Below are 16,093 nucleotides of genomic sequence, written 5' to 3'. Positions count from 1 at the left end.
GTTTGTACCGTGAAACACGAACGTCCACCATGTTTCACGGCACCTTCTGACGTCGGGTGTCAGAAGGTGCCGTGAAACATGGCGGACGATGGCGGCGAAACTATCCGATGACGAGGCCGGTATTTAGGCCTCGATCTCCTCGCGGTCCTCGGTGGCCCACAGCGTGTGGAACACGCCGGGGGCGTCGATGCGGCCATAGGTGTGCGCGCCGAAGAAGTCGCGCTGGCCCTGGATCAGAGCCGCGGGCAGGCGCTTGGAACGCAGGCCGTCGAAGTAGGAGAGCGACGAGGCGAACACCGGGGTCGGCACGCCGTATTCGGCGGCGCGGGCCACCACACGGCGCCATGCGGCCTGCGCGTTCTCGATGGCCTCCTTGAAGTAGGGGGCGAACAGCAGAGACACATTCGCCTCGCCCGACTCGAAGGCGTCGGAGATGCGGTTGAGGAACTTCGCGCGGATGATGCAGCCGCCGCGCCAGATGCGCGCCACCGCGGCCAGATCGATATCCCAATCATGTTCCTTCGCGGCAGCCGTGATCTCGTTGAAGCCCTGCGCGTAGGCGACGATCTTGGAGGCGTACAGCGCTTGACGGATGTCGTCGATGAACGCCTGACGATCGGCCTCGGCCACGTTCAGCGAACCGTCGGGGCCGGCGAATCCACGCTTGACGGCCTCATCGCGCAGCTCGGTCTGCGAGGAGAGGCCACGGGCGAACACGGCCTCGCCGATGCCGGTGACCGGCACGGCCAGATCCAGCGCGGACTGCACGGTCCACGTGCCGGTGCCCTTCATGCCCGCATGGTCCACAATCACATCGACCAGCGGCTTGCCGGTCTTCTTGTCGACCTGATGCAGCACCTCGGCGGTGATCTCGATCAGATAGGAGTCCAGTTCGGTGGCGTTCCACTGTTCGAACACGTCGCCGATCTCGGCCGGTTCCAACCCCAAGCCGCGGCGCATGAGGTCGTAGCTTTCGGCAATCAGCTGCATATCGGAGTATTCGATGCCGTTGTGCACCATCTTGACGAAGTGGCCGGCACCGTCCGCGCCGATATGCGTCACGCAGGGCTCGCCTTCCGCCTTGGCGGCGATGGATTCGAAAATCGGCTTCAGCGTGGTCCAGGACTCCTCGGTGCCGCCGGGCATCATGGAGGGGCCACGCAACGCGCCCTCTTCGCCGCCGGACACGCCGCAGCCCACGAAATGCAGTCCGCGGGCGCGGATCGCCTTCTCGCGGCGAATCGTATCGGGGAAGTACGCGTTGCCGGCGTCGACGATGATGTCGCCCGGCTCCATCAGATCGGCCAGAGCGTCGATCATCCGATCGGTCGGCTCGCCGGCCTTCACCATGATGATCGCGGTGCGCGGCTTGGTGAGGCTGGCGACGAACTCCTCCAACGTTTCGGCGGGGCGGAACTCGCCTTCGGAGCCGTGCTCGGCGATGAGCTTCTCCGTACGGCCGTAGGAGCGGTTGTACACCGCCACGGTGTTGCCGTGATGGGCGAGATTGCGCGCGAGACTGCCGCCCATGGCGGCCAGACCGACTACTCCGACGTTTGCTTCAGCGGTCATGCTGAATCCTTCCGTGTCAAAAAGAGTACTTTTCGATATCCAGTCTATAACCCGCCCCGACCTCACGGCCGACGGCGTACACAGTGCGGACATCGACTGCGGACATCGACATCGTGCGTGCGAATCAATCAATCCGGTCGAAGCAGAAGGGCCGCCGGTCGGAAAGTATCGGCTGATTGGTTTGGAGGTCGGAAGCGGCTATTGCGAGACGGCCGGCATTGATGCGTAAGCAATCCAGACGCCCGACGGGCCGGTCGAAGTCCGTCGGACGGCTTGGGGCAAGGCCTCTTACTCCACGGTGATGGTCAGCGCGTCGGCCACACGGCCGGCCTTGGCGCGGGCGTCCGTCTCATCGGTGCCGACCGCCAACGCCACCGCCATACGGCGATGTCCATGCACTTCGGGCTTGGCGAAAATACGCAAGTCCGTCCCCGGCTCGGCCAACGCCTGCGCCACATCGCCGAACACCGCCTCGCCGTCGCCCGCTACCACGATCGCATGGCTCGCGGCCACCGCGCCCTCCGGCATCGCCAACGCCACATGCCCCTCGGTCACAGGCAATCCCAGAATCGCACGGGCGTGCAAGGCGAACTCGCTCAAACGCTGCGAAGCCATCGTCACCATGCCGGTGTCGTGCGGACGCGGCGACACCTCATTGAACAGCACCGAACCATCGGTGAGCACGAACAACTCCACGCCGAACACACCCCACCCGGTCTCGCCGGAAGCCTTGGCCTTGGCCACCAAACCCTCCACGGCGGCTCGGGCGATACGCCGAGCCTCGTCCAACACGGCGCCGGGCGTAGAGGCCGGCTGCCAGGACTCGCGGTAATCCCCGCTTTCCTGACGCTGACCGATCGGCACGCAGGCCGCGATGCCAGCGCTGGAACTCACCGTCAGAACCGTCAGCTCATAGTCGAGCGGCGCCAACGCCTCCACAATCACACGCGACACATCGCCCTCGCCGGCGGCACGGCGGCCCTCCTGCGCCTCGGTCCACGCGGCGTCGATCGCATCGGCCCCGCGCACAATGGATTGGCCGTGGCCGGAGGAACTCATCACCGGCTTGACCACGCACGGATAGCCCACGGCCAGCGCCCCCTCGCGCAACTCATCGAGCGAACCCGCGAAACGGTACGGCGTCGTCGGCAATCCCAACTCCTCATGCGCCAGCACGCGCAGGCGCTCGCGGTCCATGCAGATCCCCGCGATCTCGGCGCTCGGCACCACCTGCGCGCCGCGGGCCGCCGCGCTCGTCAACACCTCGGTGGCGATGGCCTCCACCTCGGGCACGATGATATCCGGACGAACCTCGTCGAACAGCGCCTGCAGCGCATGGGCGTTCGCCATATCCAGCACACGGGACTCGTGGGCCACCTGCTGCGCGGGCGCGCCCGCATAGGAGTCGGCCGCGCACACCCATGCGCCAAGCCGCATCAGCTCGATGGTGACCTCCTTGCCCAGCTCGCCGGAGCCGAGGAACAGGATGCGGGTCGGACGGGAACCAAGGGGAGTGCCCAGCGGGCGGTCGATTTCACTCATACGCAATATTGTGCCATGCGCCCTGTGCAGGCCGCGCTTGGGAATCGTATGCGGCGGGGTATGGTATGAGGGCGATCGGAGGCGGAAACGGCGTGAAGCGACACGCTGTACACGCCGTGGTAGTGCCCGTCCGAGAAATCATGTATAGTATCCATCTGTTGTGTGGATTTCGGTTCACCGAAATAACTCAATAATGGTGGATATAGCTCAGTCGGTAGAGCATCTGATTGTGGTTCAGAAGGTCGCGCGTTCGAGCCGCGTTATCCACCCCACTAGGAAACCCAGTGTTTCCAACGATTAAGCCCCTCTTGGACGATATTCCGAGAGGGGCTTTTTCGTATCCGTGTTTGACAAACGCATGACAAATGACGCGGGAGTGCGGCGCGACACGCCCGGACATGCGAGAAAGGCCCCGCCGAAGCGGGGCCGGGTGAATCTGGCTCATCAGTAGTTCTCGAAGAACCATTCAGTGCATTTCGATGGGTCTCCGCCGACCATCTCTTGCCGGAGGCATCTGCCGTAACTGTCGCTCACCTGCTCCTCGTGGCGCTTCTGCGCGACCGTCGAACCGATCGTTACCGCCAGTGCGATGAACACGATGATGCCGAGTGTGGCGAGGGCCATCGTCAGCTGTTTCCTGTTCTTTCGCGTCTGTGCCGCGGTCGGGGACGCCTCCACCGCACGTATGATGCCGTCGAACACGATGGGCGCTATGGTCGGGTCGTTGATCGTGACCACGCAGTCGTCGCCGTTCGGGAATATGGACGCGGTGAAGCTCCTGCCGTTGATGGTGGCCGACAGTTCCATCGTCACGTCGCTGGCGGACGGGTTCTCCGTATGTTGTTCCGCCCATTGTTTGAGCGCTTGGAACACGGCTTGGGCCGGGCGCGTGTAGTATTTCTGCGCTGGCTGCTGGGGAGTGGGTGCCGGTTGCTGCGTCGGCTCGGTCATTTCTTCTCACCTTTGTTTGCGGCGGGCGGTGCCATGCGTTCGAGCGCGTCGGCGGCGCGGCGCATGTCCTTCGCGAGTCCGCTTTCCCTGATCGAGTCCATGACCGCCTGCTTGACGATGACGAACATGACGCCCAACGCCACGACGGCCACGATCAACGCGATTACGAGTGTCTCCATGTCGGCTCCTTCTCTCTGATATGGGAATGCCCCGCGCGGTGGCGGGGCGCTTGCTGGATATTTTATATGAGGATGCTGAGTTGTTGCCGGTAGTCCTCCAAGACTTGCACGGTGACGCCGAGTTCGCCGGCCATGTGCCATACGTCGGCCTCGTACATTTGTTCGACGGTGGCATAGTCGGCCTGGCTTATAAGCCGTAGGGCTGTCTCCTTGCGGGTGAGGCGTTCCTCCCTCAACGTGCCCACCTGCATGCCTCGTCGGTGGTGTTCGGCGTGGATGATCTCGTGCTGCAGCGCGCAGAGTCTTTGGTTCGGGCTGAGTCCGTCGTGCAGGTAGATGACGCCGTGCCGTGAATCATATAGGCCGTTGCCTCGCGCAAGGGGCTGTTCGATGATGAGCAACCCCATTCGCATGGCCTTCTTCTCCAATTCCCCCTGTCTCAATCAGCCCTCCGTCGGTGTCTCCGATTCGATGTCCCTGTTCTCGTCGATGTTAGCGGCGATTCCGTAGGTTGGAAAATCTTTACCGTCGATGGTGGTCGGGTCCACCTCCATGTCGGGCTCGACGTGGATGGTCTCGCTGTCGAACGAGCTGCTGTAGTCGCCTTGCGAATGGTAGTCGTTGATGCGTCGGGCCATTTCGTTGATCAGCTCGTCGTTCGTCGCGTTTCGTAGGGCGCTTGTCATGGCGGACATGTTGCGTTCCGATTCCTCTAGGTATCCGAAGGCGATCAGTCCATCAACGGGGTCAGCGCCGAAGGCGCGGGCGATTTTAATGACGTTCTCGGCTGAGAAGTTCAGGTCATCATTCCACTGACGCCAAGCGGTCGATCGGGTGATGCCGGTTTTGGCGGCTATCACGTTGGCATTGTCTGCATGTGTTACGGCTTCAAGCCATGTTTTTTTACTCATGTGTTTCATTATGAATGATTTATTGATTCTTGTCAAGACACGCCGGCGTGTGATTTATCTTGACACAAAACGTTTCATGGTGGTACATTCTGTTGCAGAACGAATCACGAAATGATTCACTCTAAGACTACCGCACAAGGAAAGGGGTGTTATGGCAGAAGCAAAGCTCATGTTCAATGACGGTTTTCTCGACCGTGCCCAGAAGATGAGCGGCCTACGGACAGTCGAGGCGTTCGCCGGCGCTATAGGCGTAAGCGAAAGCGTTCTCAACAATGCTCGAAAAACGAACGTGGCTACTCCGGCGATGATCGTCGGCCTGTACAAGGCGTTCGGTTTCCAGCCGGGCGAGGTGTGCAAGGTTCGACCGACCACGCTCGCCAACGCCAGCCAGATGGAAACGGAAGTGGCCGCATGAACGCCGCGAATACCGTAGCCGTCTCCAATCGAACTGGCATCATCAAACGCATTCAAGGCTTCATGGAAGGCGTTGAATACAGGTCTTTGCGGTTCCGTCCACTGGCTAACTCCAAGGAGAACATGCGCGTCTACCGCAACGGGGTTGACATGGTTGCCGACTCGCTGGTTGGAATCAAGAAGACGCTTAACAACGGGGAGTTGGACAAGCTGCTGCCGCTCGTGAGGTCTTTCGGGATTCTATCGACGGTCTGCCTTGAAATGCGCCTTATGGCCGTGGCGGCGAACAACCGCGTTCCGAAGCGGCTTCATTCGGACTACTGCACCAACGCCGATTGCGAAATGAAGAAACTCGACAGGCGGTTCAATCAGGCGCTGGACGATCTTACCGAAACGCTTGCGGTCCACGAGGACATTCTGACCATCGAACAATACGCGAATGGAAAGGAGATTCGATGAGCAGCGAACTGACTCTCACGTTCGAGGGCGTGGATATCACCGCCCTTGAAGTGGACACCGACGAACCGCTGTTCGTGGCAGGCCCCATCGCCAAGAAACTCGGCTATGAATCCGCGAAGGATATGCTCCGTAATTTAGATGCCGATGAAAAGGGTAGGCACATTGTGCCCACCCTTGGCGGACCGCAGGAAGCCAGCGTAATCACGCTCCCCGGATTGAACCACGCTCTCAACAACCGTCGATCCGGCGCGATCAAAGACGAGGCCACGCGCAATATGGTGGTTCGTTTCCAACGCTGGGTGAACCACGAGGTGCTGCCGAGCATCCAGAGGCATGGTGCTTACGCGACGCCGGCGACCATCGAGAACGTGCTGAACGATCCCGAGTTCGGCATCAGGCTGCTGACTGCGTTAAAAGAAGAACGCGACGAGAACCGCACGCTCACGGCACGTAACCGTGAGTTGGAGCCGAAGGCCGCGTTGGGCGACGTGTTCCTCTCCACGGACGGCACATTGAGCATCACCGAGGCCGCGAGGCATTTCCGCACGCTCGACAAGGACATGACCCGGGACAAGGTGTATGGCCTGCTGCAAGGCAGCGGATACATCGTCATGAAGGGCAGGGCTCCGACAGTGAAGGCCATCGAGCCCGGATATCTGGTGCAGCGCCAGTTCGTCCGCAGGGACGGGAGGAAGTGCGCGCCTTACGCGAGGTTCACCCCCAAGGGCATCGACTGGTTCATCCGCCGTTTCATCTACGGCACAAGCCAAGGCGAATTGGATGTGGCGGCATGATTCCGAACATCATCGAACATATCGGCGATAACGGCATTCCAGCCCTCATATGAGGGCCTTGCCCGGAACCGGCGTCACAGCCGGTACGTGGACGCGCCCAGAACGTCGCGCCACCTCTCAACAGGTGTCACTCCTAACTCCGCCGCCATCCCGAACCTTGTCCGGATGGCGGGCATTGCCAATAACCGGAAACGGTGCGGCGAGGGCGCTCGCGGTTCGAATCCGCGTCCGGGCACTCCCGTGAGGGAACCCATAACTGAATATCTTGCCGCCATGCGGTGGCGGGCGGGAAGCATGGCTAGCCGCCGTCCGGCAGCGTTCCGGTTTGGGACTGTCGGCCGGCACACCGTTCGAATCGGTGCCCGTCCACGCTCGAATACAAGTGAACCCCGTGCCAGCGGGGTTCGGTATCCACTTGAAAGGAGATTGAAAGTGAACAGCCCCATTCTACAGGAATACGACGATGAGTAGCCAGCCGTCGTTCGATGAGATAGCGCACGCACGTGCGGGTGATCCCGAGACCTCGTTCATCGCGGCGGAATCGGTGGACGTGAAGGCCAACAGGAGGCTTGTGGTCCTCGCTCTTCATTCGCTGTTGCAGTCCAGCGGGGAACCGCAGATAGCGCCCGACATATCAAAGAAGGCCGAAGAGCTAGGCAACGCCGAGCATCCGAACAAGAAGATTCGTTACGGGGACAGCACCATGCGAAGCCGACTGCCTGAACTGAAACGCAAGGGCTATGTGGAGGTCGTTGACCGTGACGGGCGGGTGAAGGACAGCAGCAGGCCATTCAGCCGCTACCGGCTCACCCAGCAGGGCGTCAGACTCGCGGAACAACTACGCAGAAAGGACATGGAATGAGCGACGAGCCAATAGCGTTCGAAGCGTTGAACGAAAGCGAAGCCGCGAAACGATGCGGCATGAGCCTCAAATCGTTCAAGAAAGTGTATGGCGACCTATGCCGCACGCCGGTGGATCTCGACGGAAGAGAGCTTCGCATGAAGCAGTATTCCAGCGTTCAACTCGCGCAACGGTTCAACGCTTTCAAGTACGCCGAACCGGGAACCTATTAGACATTTAAGGAGAAACGATTATGAATCCGAACGAAACCGCGCACGTGGACGTGACCGCATTGCAGGCGGGCGACCTGTACGAGCGCATGGACGGCGAGGATACCGTCGTGCTCGGCAAGGTCCTAGACCGTGTGGTCGAAGGCTCCGGGCGAATTATCGTGACCGTGATCGAGGCCCGCCAGACGCAGGACGACCTGCATCTGTATACGGAACGCCGCCTTCTGTCCGCGATGGATATGACCGAGGTCGTGCCGGTGAATCTGCAGCAGGCGCTGCAGTTGGCATACCAGTGGCGCGAACCGGTCGAGCACGCCATCGAATTTTTGGAACGTCGGAGCATGGCCGCTCAGGGCATGCTGGCCGAACTGGTGTCGATGACCAAGGAGTGGCCTGATGTTGCGCCGCCAATGGGATGAGGACATGGAGCAGTTGGAACGCATGGTCAACACCCACGCGGCGCAGCGTGAAACGGTCGTCCTGCCGGTGGAGCGGGTCATGGCGCTCGCCGAAACCGTCGGGAGCCACGCGTTGTGAGACCGCGTAGGCCGGACGTGTTCACGCGCATTCTCTGGCATTTCACGTTCGACAAGGACTTCAGGTACGCGCTCAGGCTTTCGGATCCGGTCATGTACCAGCGGCTCGAAGAACACAAACTCACCACAGTAAGGAAAGGCAGAAACGACAATGAATGAGACATATCCGGACAACGTCCGGGTCATCGACCTGACCGGCCCCGAGGACACGCGCAGCCGAAGCGAGATCCTGGCGGAACTCGCGGCCGGCACCGCCATCGAACGACGGGCCAAGGAACTCAACAAGGCCAACAAGGAGAAGCTGGCCGACATGCTGGATCCCGGCGAGACCGTGAACGCGATGATCGGCAATAAGGTCGGCGCTAAGGTCACGCTCACGCGCGGCTCCGCCGGCGGCGGCTACAAGGTCAAGGACGAGATGGCCTACGGCGTGTGGCTCGCCAATCATGGTCGCGAGAACGACGTGTACGCGGTGCCCATGCCGACCGAACCGGCCAAGAAGAAAGGCTACATCGACTCCCTCGTACAGGAGAACGGCGGCGAACTGCCCGACGGCGTGGAACTCTACACGGGTTCCCTGCCGACGGTCAAGGTCACGATGGACAAGCAGGTCGAGGCCGAGATGTGGGAGCGCAGCGAACTGCCCGAGGCGAACGTGCTGCTCACCGCGGGAGGCGAACTCTGATGGCCGCGCCGATCGTAGAGAAATCACAGACCGCGAACGCGGGCAAATACCAGTACAAGTACGCGTCCCTCGCGGACACGCTGCGCGTCGCCGACGAACAGTACCACGTGCGCGTCGATAACGACATGCAGATGATGGACTGGATGGACCTGCAAGGCGTCATCCGCCGAATGCCGGTCATGATGACCCGCTACAGGGAACGCGACAAGCCCGACGCGGAATGGTCCGAATGGAGCGGCCACGTACCCGTGATGCCGACGGGCGGCTCGAACCCGATGCAGGCGTGGGGCGTGGCCATGAGCTACGCGAAACGATACAGCATCCAACTCGCCCTCGGCATGGCATCCGAAGACTCCGACAGCCAGCCAGCACCGAAACCCCGCCAGCCGAAACCCAGCACCGAACAACAAACCCAAACCATCAACGCCCTCCTGAAAACCGTCGGCATCACCGACGTGCAAGGCGCGCACGACGCCTACCTGAACGCGCTCGCGGGCCAACAGGTGCATAAGGCGAGCGATCTGAACGACATGCAGGCCGAGCAGGTCATCGCGTATCTGAACGCGATGATGCAGCGGATGGCGCAGCAGAACGCGCAGAGGACCATCGAACAAGCGAAGGAGAACAGCAATGAGCAATCGGGTTGATTTTAGGTGTGCGAAGCGTGGCATGTGGGCCGAGTTCGACCATGACGGCGAGCATTGCGCCGGCACCATCGAACTGTTCAATGGTCCGAACGGCGTGTGCCAGTGCGCCGCATGCCAAGTGGCGTACGAGGATAACGTGCACACGTACGGCGTGGTGACGCGTGACGCCGATGGGCTGGCCGACGAGTTCGTCGTACTGTTCGCGAATACCACCGGTTTCGCGACGACCGCCGAACACCTCACCAAGGACGTGCAGAACCTCGTGGTGTGGGATGCGAAGCCCGAGCCGGACGAACCTGCCGTCGAACCCGAAGAGCCTGAGATGGAGCGCATCGAGGACTGGGAGCAGGTGCGGGAAGGCGACATCGTGCACTTCTTCCGTGACAGCGAACCGCTCGCCAAGCTCAGCGGCCCTATGGAAAGACCGCTTTTCGAAGAGCATTGGTGCAACATCGGTGGACAGCATGTCAGCAAACACTGGGTGTTCGATTATGCGCTGCGTCCGAAAACGACCGAACCCGATACGCCTGCGATGCCAACCGAACCGGGCTTGTACAAGGACAAGGACGGCGACGTTTGGATTCTGGACCAAGCCAAAGACTGGTATTTGCTGGGGGGCGCAGGCGGATGGGCGAGCTTAGACAATCGGCGACATCATGTGCCCATTTTCTTTGCCCCGTTCACGCGGATCGAGGTGGACTAGTGGCCTTCAACGACAAGCGTAACGGATGCAGCTGCATCAACTGCCTTCCTCCCGGCGTGACTCCATTGTGTCCGGACTGCGGGCGCATGGATTGCGCGAAACGGTGGGGTCATTGGCTCAGCTGCCAGCACAAGGACGAAGCGAAACAAGGGAGGCGATCATGAGCGAGAACACCGGTGTGAGGAACGGCAACGCCGTGCTGAACCACCGTCAAGGAAAGGCCCTGCTGAAACTGTTGAAGGCCGGCAATCTTTGCAAGCTGTTAAACATCTGGCATATCGGCGGGAAGGCGTATGCGTCGAACCGTTTCGTATGCATCCGCTGGGATCTCAAAGGCGTGCCCGAATTGCCGGATGGCGCGTACATTCCGCTCGACATGGACGGCTCCTGCCGGTTCATGGACTGGCTGCACGGCGAATCCAAAGAGCCGTTCCCATTGTACGACGCGGCCTACTGGCATGAGCCGGACGAGCATCACACGGGATGGCGCGACATGGGCAACGGGCGGACGATGGCCGACCTGTTCAAGAAAGACAAGACGATCAAACGGTTCGAACACGTCGCGTTCGAACCGGAGTTCCTACATCTGATCGACAAGATCATCAACCCGTTCAGGAATCAGGGCGTGTTGAGGCTTTCCCCGACGAAGAAGGGGCTCAAGACGACCAAGGCGCACTGCGTGTGGCATGTGGGCGGCCAACTGGATTCGGTGGACGCGGTCATAGTGCCTTTGCGCGGCAACTAGGAAAGGAGACAATCATGGCTAACGAGACGATTCTCACGATCATCGGCAATCTGACCGGCGATCCCGAGGTCAGGCAGGCGGGACAGTCGCAGGTCGCGAACTTCAGCATCGCTTCGACCCCGAGGGCGTTCAACCGGCAGACGAACTCTTGGGAGGACGGGCAGGCGTTGTTCATGCGCTGCAGCGCGTGGAACGACATGGCGTCCCATTGCGCGCAATCCCTGCGCAAGGGTATGCGCGTCATCGCGCAGGGCCGGTTGCAGCAGCGTTCCTATCAGGCGAACGACGGAAGCAACCGCACCGTGATGGAGTTGCAGGTGGACGAGATCGGCCCGTCCCTCAGGTATGCGACCGCCCAAGTGCAACGCCAACAGGCGGGCAACAACGGTCAGGGCTATTCGGGCGGTGCGGGCTTCGGCGGTAATCCGGGATTCTCGAACAACAGTCCGTTCGGTGGCGCTCAGCCCGCGCAAGGCCAGCAGACGCTGCCGAACACGCCACAGGATCCGTTCAGCCAACAGGCCGCGATGGCCGAGGCGTCACGTCCCGCCGCGTCGGACCCGTGGGGCCAGCAGTCTGGCGGGTTCAGCACGTTCGGCGGAGCCGCGGACTTCGGCGCGCCGGCCGGCAGCGAAGAACCGGAATTTTAGGACGGTGGGAGCAATGAGCCGACCGTTTGAACCGCCGTTGGACGAGCCGGATGTGTGCCCGAAGCACGGATGCGGCCTGTATCCGTTCCGTTCGCAGCCGTGCCCGGAATGCGAAGAGGAAGCACTCGAATACCATGCGTCGTTCAACGACGCGCACGACCTAGGAGGCTGGTGATGGCGCGGACCACATTGGAAAGACCGAAACTCGAACCCGGATTCTACCAAGACGAGGACGGCGACTACTGGCTCAAAACAACCGAAGGCATATGGCTGTACGCGGACATGCTGTGGGGCGACCAGTGGACGGTCGCGACCAGCGACAAAATCCACGTCAACCCGGAAGAGACCCATCTGGAACGCATCAACCCCGCCGAGTTGGACTGTCTCATCTCAGACAAGGAAAGGGACGCTCAATGAGCAAGTCGAAAAAGAAGGGCACCGCGTGGGAATCGGCCGTGGTCGAATACCTTCAATGGGCATTGGACGACAGGCAGATCCAACGCATGGTGCTGTCAGGCAACAAAGACAAAGGCGACCTGACCAACGTGTGGCATCACGGCCAGCGTGTGTGCGTCGAATGCAAGGACACTCAGGAGCTTGCAGTCGATAAGCAATGGTCCGAAGCGGTGGACGAGGCCGGCAACCTCGATGCCACGCTCGCCGTGCTCATCAAACACCGCGAGGGATTCGGCGTCAAGAAGATGGGATCCCAATACGCGATTATGCAGGACATCATGCTCGACCGGTTCCTCGAGCGCAGCGAACCGTCGTTCGCGACGCTCGCGCGCACCGTAAGCCAGCCGTTGAAGTCGTCCAAGCTCGGCCTTGTGTGGATACCGCTGCGCGTGTTCGCGGTCATCCTCAACGACGGATTGCCGTTGGGGCCGGAAGAGGAAACCAAGGAGGAATCATGAACGACAATCGCAAACCTTGGATGAAGGCCATGGACGCTTTCGACCGCGGCTTCAGCTGGGTGCGCCGGCATTACGTGTTGGAGTTCGCGTGGACGCTGCTCGCGCTGACAGGACTCGTGGTCAAAACCATCAACGGCGATACGGGCATGGCCGTGTTCTACATGTTCGTGCTCTGCTGGTTCCTCACCGCCCTCGGCATCGAAGCGTTCTTGGACCATGTGATGCCCGACCTGATCCGCGAAGCGCGGGAAGAGGCGTGGGCCGAGGGCTTTTACGCGGGCGGACGCCACATGTTCAGCATGAGTTCGGCCGTCAACCCGTACACGGAGGCGGAGGAATGATGCAGACCGTCATAGCCGTGCTATTGGTCGGCCTGACCGTGCTCATCGCATGGATTGGAGGCCGATCATGAGCTTGGGTGAAATCATTGCGCCCATACTCGCGGCACTGACCACGCTGATCCTGCTCGCTGGTGGTCTGGCGCTCATATTCATGGCCGCATTGGGCTGCTTCGAGAACACCGCCGGCGCGTTCGATTTGGCTATGGCGTTCGGGTTCCTGATGATCCTGGGCGCGTTCTTCCTCACCATATGCGTCGCCACCTTCCTCACATGCTGAAAGGAACTCGTATGAGACTGCTCCCATGCCCCTACTGCGGGCAGATGCCGAAGCTCGCCTATCAGAAGCGCTGTCTGCCATTCATCGTAGGCGGAATGGTCTGGCATCTTCCTTCGTCCCAGTACTTCTACAACTGGACGTGGATGCGCCGCGACGATCGTCTGCGGGGCATGCGCATCGGCACCTACGGATGGTATCTGCACTGTCCATGCGGCGAATCCGACTGGGCCACGGGATTCCAGAAGTCAAGCCGCAAGGCGTTGGGCCTATACAACCGGTGGGCCGCATACCACTACCGGCACGACGACGATCCAGACATTTTCTAAGGAGAACAAGAATGGCTGTTTCCAAAAGATTGAGATTCGAAATCCTTCGACGTGACAACTACACGTGCAAGTACTGCCATAGGAGCGATGTGGAACTGACCATCGACCACGTGGTGCCACAAGCGCTCGGAGGGCTGGACGAGGCTGAGAACCTTGTGGCGTGCTGCATGGAATGTAATTCAGGCAAATCGTCCATCAACCCGGACGAGCCGCTGGTGTCCGATGTGTCGGAAAGCGCGTTGAAATTCAGGGACTTGCTGAGAATGACGCGCTCATGGGTGGAGGCGGACATTGAGAACGAGGGTGATTACGTCTCGATGGTGTTGGACATGTGGCAATCGATCACCGCCGTGGATGACACGCATTGCTTCGTTCTGCCTGATAACTGGAAAAGCACTGCGCGCTACTGGTTCAAGATCGATGTTCCCGAATCGTACATCGAATACGCGTTCCAGATAGCCAGGGAGAAAAGCGACAACGGTCGATTGCCGCGATACAAGGTGTTCAGGTATGCGGCCGGGGTTGTCGGCAACCGTATGGATGAGGCCATGCGTCTTGCGCAGGAAAGAATGTGAGCGAACCATGAGAATACGAACCATCCGCCCTGAGTTCTACGAGAGCGAAAGCATGGGCAACGTGTCGTGGGATGCGAGATTCGTGTTCGAATGCCTGTGGAGCTATGTGCAGGACAACGGCGTGAACCGTGACAACGCGCGTCTCATCAGAGGCGCGTGCATGCCCTACGACGGCAACGAGGCGCTGCCGCGAATCGAGGCCGCGTTGGACGAATTGGAGCGTGTGGGATGCATCGTCCGATACGAGTATGCGGGGAAGCGGCTGTTGTGGATACCGACGTTCCGCGAGTATCAGAAGATATCGAATCCGAGCGCGTGCCCGCTCAAGTCACCCCCGGAACTGGGGATCGAACCAAGCCGATTCTGTGAGGAACGCGCAGACACTGTGAGTTCCTCACAGACACTCACAGACCCTGACACAAATCCCTACAGCGAAAACGGCGGAATTTCAACGACTGTGAGTTCCTCACAGACACTCACAGACCCTGACACAAATCCGTCTAGTAGTAGTAAAGGGAGTAGTAGTGATAGTGGGAGTGGTAATAACCCTTCCTACGCGCGTGCGCGCGATGTCATTCCCCGCGATCCCGACTTCGAGAAGTTCTGGGCGGTGTATCCGAACCACGACTACGAGGACGCGGCCCGCCGCGAGTTCCACAAGGTCATCCACCGCACGGAGGACCGTCCGTCGATAGCGGCGCTCATCGCGGGCGCTCAGCTCGCCGCCCAATTGGACAATCCGCCGCAGGCCCGCTGGTGGCTGCACGACGGCGGGTGGAAGAACAAGCCCAAACCGGCGCGCAAACCCACCGGCGGCGGCTATGTGCCGAAGGCGCAGCGGGCGCAGGCGGAATGGGACGAGGACCGGCGCATCCGCGAACAACTCGTCCAGCAGGAACAACAACAGCTACAGAACCAGATCGGAGGTGGTTTCGATGCTCTCACAGGTTGACGCGTGGGACCTGATGACCGCGATCAAGCATTTGGACCATCGCAACGCGACCCTTGAGGACGCGGTGCTGTTCGCGCAGGTCGTCAACGGCAAGCTGCCGGACGTGACGAAGGCGGAATGTTTGGACGCGGTGGCGGACTGGTACGGCACGCCGCATGAGTTCGGCATGGTCAGGCCGGGCGATTTGGTGGAGCTGATCGTCAAACGCCGTCCCGCGTCGAAGCTGTCGGACTATGACGTGCAGCGGGCGCTGGAGCGTGCCGGCGCGACCCCTGACCAGTCATGGCCGGGCGCGGCACCGAAATTGGTGCGCGAGGCGGTCAACAGGGGAGTGCCGTTCGAGCGGGCGGTGCGCGAGGCGGTGGAGCGCACGCGAGGTTTCAGTCTCGAATCGGCCCCGCCGAAACCGAAGCCCAAGCGTATCGGCCCGGGCTTCGCGGGCGCGGCCCGCAGCAATGGTTTGTCCCTGTCGGATGTGTTGGGAGGCGAAGCATGAGCGGGTTGACGGAGTTGTGCATGGCGCAGACCGAGCTGATCGAGCGGATGCGCGCGGGCGAATACGAGTACAAGCCGGCCGGCCGGGTCGTGCCGGCCGTGGCGGACCCGAGTCTGATGGTCGGCCAGTTGGATCCCGATACGCGCGAGCTGGTGGCGGTGTTCCCGTCGGCGAACGCGGCGGCGAGGGCGTTCGGACGCGAGGGGCGCGACGCGGGCGCTTCCATCCGCGAGGCGATCTGCACCCGCGGCCTGCGCTACGGCTACCGGTGGATTCGCGGAGTGGAGGACATCATATGAACGCGAATCCTATGGGCGGCCCTCTGAACGGCGTTTACGACCCGACCCTAGCAA

The 16,093-nt window shown here is 61.1% G+C and carries 28 protein-coding genes and 1 tRNA gene; 23 read left to right on the top strand and 6 right to left on the bottom strand.

The window, feature by feature from the left end; all coding sequences use genetic code 11:
- Positions 1–123: 123 nt before the first annotated feature.
- Positions 124–1,572: an NADP-dependent phosphogluconate dehydrogenase gene (gene gndA, locus BE0216_RS04130; protein ID WP_094636800.1), complete on the bottom strand. Its 1,449-nt coding sequence runs from the start codon at positions 1,570–1,572 to the stop codon at positions 124–126.
- Positions 1,573–1,860: 288 nt separating this feature from the next.
- The gene (gene purT, locus BE0216_RS04125) at positions 1,861–3,114 is read right to left on the bottom strand and encodes a formate-dependent phosphoribosylglycinamide formyltransferase (protein ID WP_094636801.1); all 1,254 of its coding nucleotides are present in this window, start codon (positions 3,112–3,114) and stop codon (positions 1,861–1,863) included.
- Between the two features lie 196 nt (positions 3,115–3,310).
- Here purT and BE0216_RS04120 point away from each other — a divergent pair.
- Positions 3,311–3,386: transfer RNA gene (locus BE0216_RS04120), tRNA-His, on the top strand.
- A 172-nt stretch (positions 3,387–3,558) separates the two neighbouring features.
- Here the strand turns inward: BE0216_RS04120 and BE0216_RS04115 are convergent.
- The 4 genes from BE0216_RS04115 to BE0216_RS04100 all read right to left on the bottom strand — a co-directional run bounded on the left by BE0216_RS04115 (position 3,559) and on the right by BE0216_RS04100 (position 5,155).
- Positions 3,559–4,065, bottom strand: coding sequence for a hypothetical protein (locus BE0216_RS04115; RefSeq protein WP_094636802.1), 507 nt, complete (start codon positions 4,063–4,065; stop codon positions 3,559–3,561).
- Entirely contained in the window at positions 4,062–4,244 is a 183-nt protein-coding gene (locus BE0216_RS04110; protein WP_094636803.1) for a hypothetical protein, read from the bottom strand. Before BE0216_RS04110 ends, BE0216_RS04115 begins: the two co-directional genes overlap by 4 nt.
- A 62-nt stretch (positions 4,245–4,306) precedes the next feature.
- On the bottom strand, positions 4,307–4,657 hold the full coding sequence (locus tag BE0216_RS04105; RefSeq protein ID WP_143249296.1) for an ImmA/IrrE family metallo-endopeptidase: 351 nt from the start codon (positions 4,655–4,657) through the stop codon (positions 4,307–4,309).
- A gap of 30 nt (positions 4,658–4,687) precedes the next feature.
- A complete protein-coding gene (locus BE0216_RS04100) occupies positions 4,688–5,155 on the bottom strand; it encodes a helix-turn-helix domain-containing protein (protein WP_094636805.1) in 468 nt (155 codons plus the stop codon).
- Between the two features lie 151 nt (positions 5,156–5,306).
- On the opposite strand from BE0216_RS04100, the gene BE0216_RS04095 reads away from it, so the two are divergent.
- From BE0216_RS04095 to BE0216_RS03990, 22 genes are all read left to right on the top strand, one after another.
- A complete protein-coding gene (locus BE0216_RS04095) occupies positions 5,307–5,570 on the top strand; it encodes a hypothetical protein (protein WP_094636806.1) in 264 nt (87 codons plus the stop codon).
- Positions 5,567–6,028 carry a hypothetical protein gene (locus tag BE0216_RS04090; RefSeq protein WP_094636807.1) on the top strand — a complete coding sequence of 154 codons (462 nt, stop codon included), beginning with the start codon at positions 5,567–5,569 and terminating at the stop codon, positions 6,026–6,028. Before BE0216_RS04095 ends, BE0216_RS04090 begins: the two co-directional genes overlap by 4 nt.
- Positions 6,025–6,822, top strand: a complete 798-nt coding sequence (locus tag BE0216_RS04085) for a phage antirepressor KilAC domain-containing protein (RefSeq protein WP_158217200.1) — start codon at positions 6,025–6,027, stop codon at positions 6,820–6,822. The genes BE0216_RS04090 and BE0216_RS04085 overlap by 4 nt, the downstream gene beginning before the upstream one ends.
- A 463-nt stretch (positions 6,823–7,285) precedes the next feature.
- Entirely contained in the window at positions 7,286–7,684 is a 399-nt protein-coding gene (locus tag BE0216_RS04080) for a hypothetical protein (RefSeq protein WP_094636808.1), read from the top strand.
- Positions 7,681–7,896, top strand: a complete 216-nt coding sequence (locus BE0216_RS04075; protein WP_094636809.1) for a hypothetical protein — start codon at positions 7,681–7,683, stop codon at positions 7,894–7,896. Before BE0216_RS04080 ends, BE0216_RS04075 begins: the two co-directional genes overlap by 4 nt.
- 20 nt (positions 7,897–7,916) lie before the next feature.
- Positions 7,917–8,312, top strand: coding sequence for a hypothetical protein (locus BE0216_RS04070; protein ID WP_094636810.1), 396 nt, complete (start codon positions 7,917–7,919; stop codon positions 8,310–8,312).
- Positions 8,290–8,430: a hypothetical protein gene (locus BE0216_RS04065; RefSeq protein WP_158217201.1), complete on the top strand. Its 141-nt coding sequence runs from the start codon at positions 8,290–8,292 to the stop codon at positions 8,428–8,430. The genes BE0216_RS04070 and BE0216_RS04065 overlap by 23 nt, the downstream gene beginning before the upstream one ends.
- Positions 8,431–8,580: 150 nt before the next feature.
- On the top strand, positions 8,581–9,114 hold the full coding sequence (locus BE0216_RS04060; RefSeq protein WP_094636811.1) for a hypothetical protein: 534 nt from the start codon (positions 8,581–8,583) through the stop codon (positions 9,112–9,114).
- A complete protein-coding gene (locus tag BE0216_RS04055; RefSeq protein WP_094636812.1) occupies positions 9,114–9,761 on the top strand; it encodes an ERF family protein in 648 nt (215 codons plus the stop codon). Before BE0216_RS04060 ends, BE0216_RS04055 begins: the two co-directional genes overlap by 1 nt.
- Positions 9,745–10,464, top strand: a complete 720-nt coding sequence (locus tag BE0216_RS04050) for a hypothetical protein (protein WP_143249297.1) — start codon at positions 9,745–9,747, stop codon at positions 10,462–10,464. The genes BE0216_RS04055 and BE0216_RS04050 overlap by 17 nt, the downstream gene beginning before the upstream one ends.
- Positions 10,465–10,624: 160 nt before the next feature.
- On the top strand, positions 10,625–11,209 hold the full coding sequence (locus tag BE0216_RS04045; protein WP_094636814.1) for a hypothetical protein: 585 nt from the start codon (positions 10,625–10,627) through the stop codon (positions 11,207–11,209).
- A gap of 14 nt (positions 11,210–11,223) precedes the next feature.
- Positions 11,224–11,859 (top strand): single-stranded DNA-binding protein, encoded by a 636-nt coding sequence (locus BE0216_RS04040; RefSeq protein ID WP_094636815.1) that lies wholly within the window; start codon positions 11,224–11,226, stop codon positions 11,857–11,859.
- A 13-nt stretch (positions 11,860–11,872) separates the two neighbouring features.
- A complete protein-coding gene (locus BE0216_RS04035) occupies positions 11,873–12,034 on the top strand; it encodes a ferredoxin (protein WP_143249298.1) in 162 nt (53 codons plus the stop codon).
- Positions 12,034–12,276: a hypothetical protein gene (locus BE0216_RS04030; RefSeq protein ID WP_094636816.1), complete on the top strand. Its 243-nt coding sequence runs from the start codon at positions 12,034–12,036 to the stop codon at positions 12,274–12,276. Before BE0216_RS04035 ends, BE0216_RS04030 begins: the two co-directional genes overlap by 1 nt.
- Positions 12,273–12,773 carry a hypothetical protein gene (locus tag BE0216_RS04025; protein WP_094636817.1) on the top strand — a complete coding sequence of 167 codons (501 nt, stop codon included), beginning with the start codon at positions 12,273–12,275 and terminating at the stop codon, positions 12,771–12,773. The genes BE0216_RS04030 and BE0216_RS04025 overlap by 4 nt, the downstream gene beginning before the upstream one ends.
- Entirely contained in the window at positions 12,770–13,114 is a 345-nt protein-coding gene (locus BE0216_RS04020; protein WP_094636818.1) for a hypothetical protein, read from the top strand. The genes BE0216_RS04025 and BE0216_RS04020 overlap by 4 nt, the downstream gene beginning before the upstream one ends.
- A 67-nt stretch (positions 13,115–13,181) precedes the next feature.
- A complete protein-coding gene (locus tag BE0216_RS04015) occupies positions 13,182–13,391 on the top strand; it encodes a hypothetical protein (protein WP_094636819.1) in 210 nt (69 codons plus the stop codon).
- A gap of 11 nt (positions 13,392–13,402) precedes the next feature.
- Positions 13,403–13,717, top strand: a complete 315-nt coding sequence (locus BE0216_RS04010) for a hypothetical protein (protein ID WP_158217202.1) — start codon at positions 13,403–13,405, stop codon at positions 13,715–13,717.
- Entirely contained in the window at positions 13,600–14,292 is a 693-nt protein-coding gene (locus BE0216_RS04005) for an HNH endonuclease (protein ID WP_319020626.1), read from the top strand. Before BE0216_RS04010 ends, BE0216_RS04005 begins: the two co-directional genes overlap by 118 nt.
- A gap of 7 nt (positions 14,293–14,299) precedes the next feature.
- The gene (locus tag BE0216_RS04000) at positions 14,300–15,244 is read left to right on the top strand and encodes a hypothetical protein (protein ID WP_094636821.1); all 945 of its coding nucleotides are present in this window, start codon (positions 14,300–14,302) and stop codon (positions 15,242–15,244) included.
- The gene (locus BE0216_RS03995; protein ID WP_158217204.1) at positions 15,228–15,740 is read left to right on the top strand and encodes a hypothetical protein; all 513 of its coding nucleotides are present in this window, start codon (positions 15,228–15,230) and stop codon (positions 15,738–15,740) included. Before BE0216_RS04000 ends, BE0216_RS03995 begins: the two co-directional genes overlap by 17 nt.
- The gene (locus BE0216_RS03990; protein WP_158217205.1) at positions 15,737–16,039 is read left to right on the top strand and encodes a hypothetical protein; all 303 of its coding nucleotides are present in this window, start codon (positions 15,737–15,739) and stop codon (positions 16,037–16,039) included. Before BE0216_RS03995 ends, BE0216_RS03990 begins: the two co-directional genes overlap by 4 nt.
- Positions 16,040–16,093 lie beyond the last annotated feature (54 nt).

Origin of the sequence: Bifidobacterium eulemuris, from assembly GCF_014898155.1 — a bacterium.
Lineage (GTDB): Bacteria > Actinomycetota > Actinomycetes > Actinomycetales > Bifidobacteriaceae > Bifidobacterium > Bifidobacterium eulemuris.
Note: the sequence above shows the minus strand (reverse complement) of the source record. Positions and strands in the feature narration are given on the sequence as shown.